Source organism: Ruegeria sp. YKSF57 (assembly GCF_059612585.1).
In genome coordinates this window covers 1-4,916 of sequence record NZ_JBXWQW010000101.1, presented here as the reverse complement: position 1 = coordinate 4,916, position 4,916 = coordinate 1, and the positions used below count along the sequence as shown (strand labels likewise).

4 protein-coding genes and 1 pseudogene are annotated in these 4,916 nt (G+C 62.8%); 4 read left to right on the top strand and 1 reads right to left on the bottom strand.

Annotation, left to right across the window (positions count from 1 at the left end; all coding sequences use genetic code 11):
* The 4 genes and pseudogenes from AC2FLX_RS21900 to AC2FLX_RS21885 form a co-directional block, all read left to right on the top strand.
* A pseudogene (locus tag AC2FLX_RS21900) lies at positions 1-147 on the top strand (quinoprotein); the annotation flags it as partial.
* Positions 148-195: 48 nt separating this feature from the next.
* Positions 196-1,650, top strand: a complete 1,455-nt coding sequence (der, locus tag AC2FLX_RS21895; protein WP_496809837.1) for a ribosome biogenesis GTPase Der — start codon at positions 196-198, stop codon at positions 1,648-1,650.
* A 161-nt stretch (positions 1,651-1,811) separates the two neighbouring features.
* Positions 1,812-2,798 carry a fatty acid desaturase gene (locus AC2FLX_RS21890; RefSeq protein ID WP_496809838.1) on the top strand — a complete coding sequence of 329 codons (987 nt, stop codon included), beginning with the start codon at positions 1,812-1,814 and terminating at the stop codon, positions 2,796-2,798.
* 51 nt (positions 2,799-2,849) lie between these two features.
* Positions 2,850-3,389, top strand: a complete 540-nt coding sequence (locus AC2FLX_RS21885; RefSeq protein ID WP_496809839.1) for a helix-hairpin-helix domain-containing protein — start codon at positions 2,850-2,852, stop codon at positions 3,387-3,389.
* A 54-nt stretch (positions 3,390-3,443) separates the two neighbouring features.
* On the opposite strand, the gene serS is transcribed toward AC2FLX_RS21885, so the two are convergent.
* The gene (serS, locus tag AC2FLX_RS21880) at positions 3,444-4,736 is read right to left on the bottom strand and encodes a serine--tRNA ligase (RefSeq protein ID WP_480749754.1); all 1,293 of its coding nucleotides are present in this window, start codon (positions 4,734-4,736) and stop codon (positions 3,444-3,446) included.
* Positions 4,737-4,916 lie beyond the last annotated feature (180 nt).

The window sequence follows — 4,916 nt, the reverse complement described above, 5'->3', positions numbered from 1 at the left end:
GATGGATATCTGCGCTTCTACAATCCCGCAGACGGCGTCATGACCAGCCGCATCGAACTGCCGGGCGGGGCGTCCACCGCGCCCGTCGTGGCGGGGCAGACGCTCTATGTCGTGTCGACCAAGGGCCAATTGCACGCTTTCCGTTGACGGCCAGACGCGTTATAGGGCGCGTCTGAGTCTTGAAAGTAAAGTGACATGTCCCTGACCCTCGCCATCGTGGGGCGCCCGAATGTGGGCAAATCCACCCTGTTCAACCGCCTGGTCGGCAAACGGCTGGCGCTGGTCGACGACCAGCCAGGCGTCACGCGCGACCTGCGCGAGGGCGAGGCGCGCCTGGGCGATCTGCGCTTTACCGTGATCGACACGGCGGGGCTTGAGGATGCCACCGACGACAGCCTGCAGGGCCGCATGCGCCGCCTGACCGAGCGCGCGGTGGACATGGCCGATGTCTGCCTGTTCCTGATCGACGCCCGTGCCGGGGTCACGCCGGTGGACGAGATCTTTGCCGACATCCTGCGCAAGCGCTGCGATCATGTCATTCTCGCGGCCAACAAGGCCGAAGGTGCGGCGGCGGATGCGGGCGTGCTCGAATCTTACGGTCTGGGGCTGGGCGAACCGATCCGCCTGTCGGGCGAGCATGGCGAGGGCATGACCGACCTTTACACGCACCTCATGCCGCTGGCCGATGCGATGGCCGAGAAGGCCGCCGAGGACGCGCCGGAAACCGACGTGGATCTGGACGAGGACGATGCGGAAGACGGCGCAGTTCCGGCAATCACCGCGTCCAAACCGCTGCAGGTGGCCGTGGTGGGCCGCCCCAATGCGGGTAAATCCACCCTGATCAACAAGATTCTCGGCGAAGACCGCCTGCTGACCGGACCCGAGGCCGGGATCACCCGCGACGCGATTTCCCTGCGCACCGACTGGAACGGCACCCCGATGCGGATCTTCGATACCGCCGGTATGCGCAAAAAGGCGAAAGTGCAGGAAAAGCTGGAAAAGCTTTCCGTTTCTGACGGCCTGCGCGCGGTCAAATTTGCCGAGGTGGTGGTGGTTCTGCTCGACGCGGCAATCCCCTTCGAACAGCAGGATCTGCGCATTGCCGATCTGGCAGAACGCGAAGGACGCGCCGTCGTTGTTGCCGTCAACAAATGGGATGTCGAGGACCACAAGCAGGACAAGCTGCGCGAGCTGAAAGAGGCGTTCGAGCGTCTGTTGCCGCAACTGCGCGGCGCGCCGCTGATCACCGTGTCGGCAAAGACCGGCAGGGGCCTTGATCGCCTGCACGACGCCATCCTGCGCGCACATGACGTCTGGAACCGCCGGGTGCCGACAGCGGCGCTGAACCGCTGGCTGACCGGCATGCTGGAACAGCACCCGCCGCCAGCGCCGCAAGGCAAGCGGATCAAGCTGCGCTACATGACCCAGGCCAAGACTCGCCCGCCCGGTTTCGTGGTGATGTGCTCGCACCCCGACAAGATGCCGGAAAGCTATACGCGTTATCTGGTCAACGGGTTGCGGGCCGATTTCGACATGCCCGGCACCCCGATCCGTCTGACCCTGCGCGGGCAGGGGGACAAGAACCCCTATAAGGGACGGCGCAAGAAAAACGCCGGTGCGCTGGCCAAGCATCTCAATCGCAAGGCGTAACTGCGCCAATTCGCAGCATTTTTAACCGAGGTAGGTGACAACGCTCGACCTATGGCGTTAGCATGAATGCGCGCACAAGATTCTGCGCGCGGCTTGCATCCCTGCAGGCCGCACCCATTTTTGAACACAGTTTGGGCCAGCCATCGTGGGGAGCGTACGGCATGGATCTGAGAAGTTACACACGTCAATACGCGGTGCAGGACAACCGCCGTGCCGGGTTCAGCTATTTCGGCACATTTGCGGTCTATTTCACCGCGCTCGCGCTGGCGATCCGGTACGTGGATCATTGGGTCGTCATGATCCCCGCAGGAATCGTCTTTGCCTTCTGCGCCGTGCGCCTCTATGTGCTGCAACACGATTGCGGCCACCATTCCCTGTTCAAGACGCGCGGGCAAAACGAACTGGCCGGCCATGTGCTGTCGCCCTTCACCTTTGCTCCTTTCGAGGTGATGAAGCAGAACCACAACCTGCATCACGTAGGCGTCGGCAACCTGGAACACCGTGAAACCGGTGAGATCCACACCATGACCCTGCGGGAATGGAACGCGGCGGACTGGAAGACGCGCCTGTTCTACCGGCTCTACCGCAACCCGTTCTTCCTGGTGCCGATCGGGGCGCTGTTCACCTATTTCATCCGCTATCGCTGGCCCAAGAACACCACCCGGTTCGGTGTCCGGGGCGTGGTGCTGCACAACCTGTCGATCGTGGCGATGCTGGGCCTGCTGTATCTGGCCACAGGCAAAACCGGCGTTCTGCTGTGGCTGGCCTTTTCCTTCCTCGGCGGCATGCTCGGGGTGTTCCTTGTCTATCTGCAGCACAATTTCGAGGACACGTACTGGGATCGCCGCCCCGATCTCGACCCGCAACTGGCCGCGCTGCAAGGCTCTTCGGCGCTGGATTTCGGCTGGTGGTTCGATGCGTCGGTGGCCTGCATCACGCTGCATGACATCCACCACTTCAACGCGCGCATCCCCTCCTACCGGTTGCGCGCCTGCCACTACAACCTGCCACCCGAATACACCCCGCGCCGCATCAAGTTCCCCGAGGCGGTGGCGGCGCTGAATCTCAAGCTGTGGGACGAAGACGCAAAGCGCCTCGTGCCGTTCCCCGACAGCTCTTCGGCCGATCCGGTGGCGTCGGCCGGATAACCTGATAGATACATGTTGAAACGCGCGCCCCAGGCAACACAAGGAGCAGAAATGAGCCCGGTCACACTCGTACGCGGCATTGGCGCGGCACTGGCCAATGCCCTCAAGGACCACGGTATCGAAAACGTCTCGGCGCTCGCCAAGGCGACGCCCGAGCAACTGATCAAGGTGCCCGGCATCGGCAAGGCGCGCGCGCCCGTCCTGATCGCCGCGGCCCGCGAACTTGCCGTATCCGAACCCGCGGCGAAACCACTGGCGCGTGCCACGCGTAGTCGCAAACCGGCGGCAAGCAAGGCCAAAAGCCGCCGCCCGGCACCGGCCGCTGTCGTGGTCCTGAGCGAGGTTCAAAAGGCCGAGGCCGACCGCAAGGCAGCGCAGGAAGCGGCCGAGCTCGAAAAGATCGAGGCCAAGGCCCGCAAGAAAGCCAAGGCAAAGGCCAAGGCCGAAAAGGCCGCCCGGAAAAAGGCCGAGATGGAGGCAAAGTTCAAAAAGGCCAAGGACAAGATCAAGGCCAAGAAGGACAAAAAGAAAAAAGACAAGAAAAAGAAAGACAAGAAGGACAAGACGGACAAGAAAAAGGGGAAGAAGTAACGCCTCCCCCTTGTTCCGTCGAAACCGGCCCCGCGATCCGCGGCGCCGGTTTTCTTATGCCAGCGTGCCGTCCAGCTGCAGCGTCAGCTTGCCGCCCAGATAGGGGGCCAGAACCTCGGGAAGGGTGACGGTGCCATCCTCGTTCTGGCCGTTTTCCAGCACCGCGATCAGACAGCGCCCGACGGCCAGACCCGATCCGTTCAGCGTATGCACGAATTCCGGCTTGCCGCCGCCTTCGGGGCGAAAGCGCGCATTCATCCGGCGCGCCTGAAAATCGCCGCAGGTCGAGACCGAACTTATTTCGCGATAGGTGTCCTGCCCGGGCAGCCACGCCTCGATGTCATAGGTACGGCGCGCGCCGAACCCCATGTCGCCGGTGCACAGCACCACGGTGCGATAGGGAATGCCCAGCTTTTCCAGAATCCCCTCGGCGCAGCGCAGCATGCGCTTCTGTTCCTCTTCCGATTTGTCGGGATGCGTGACCGACACCATCTCGACCTTTTCGAACTGGTGCTGGCGCAGCATGCCGCGCGTGTCCTTGCCCGCCGATCCGGCCTCCGAGCGGAAGCACAGCGAATGCGCGGTATAGCGGCGCGGCAAATAGCTTTCCTCGACAATGCAATCACTGACGATATTGGTCAGTGACACTTCGGAGGTCGGGATCAGCCACCACCCCTCGCGGGTCTGATAGCTGTCTTCGCCGAATTTCGGCAACTGGCCGGTGCCCTGCATCATCTCCGACAGCACCAGAACCGGGCCGTTGACCTCGGTCAGGCCGTTTTCGTTGATATGCGTGTCCAGCATGAACTGCGCCAGCGCCCGGTGGATGCGTGCAACACCGCCCGACAGCAGCACAAAGCGCGCGCCCGAGAGTTTGGCGGCGGTTTCGAAATCCATGCCGTTCTGCACCGCTTCGATCTCGAAATGCTCCTTGGGCGCAAACCCCATTTCGCGCGGGGTGCCCCAGCGGTTGATCTCGACATTGTCGTTCTCGTCCGCCCCCTGCGGCACGTCGTCCGCTGGCAGGTTGGCGATGCGCGACATCTGGTCGTTCAGCAGCGCGTCAAGGTCCTTGGCCTCGTTTTGCATCCGCGCGATCTCGGCCTTTTTCTCGGCCACCAGCGTGCGCAGCCGCGCGAATTCGGCCTCGTCCCCGCGCGCCTTGGCGGCACCCACGTCCTTGCTGGCCTTGTTCTGTTCGGCCTGCGCGGTCTCGGCCGCCAGGATCTTGGCGCGGCGCTCTTCATCAAGACGCAACAGGTCCGACGACACCGGCGCGTCCCCACGGCGCGCAAGAGCGGCGTCGAAGGCGGCGGGATTTTCGCGAATGGCGCGGATGTCGTGCATGGGTTTGGTTCCCTTGATGAATTGCGACTCGATACCCGCCTTATGCCTCAACTGACTGGCAGAGGGTAGGGTGGTTCATTCATCCCATGTCGAGGGGGCATTGGGATCGAAACCGATGGATTTTTGGAATTTGCCCCACTGTGCACGAAACTCGAAGGTTCCAAGTTTTTCCGTTCGACC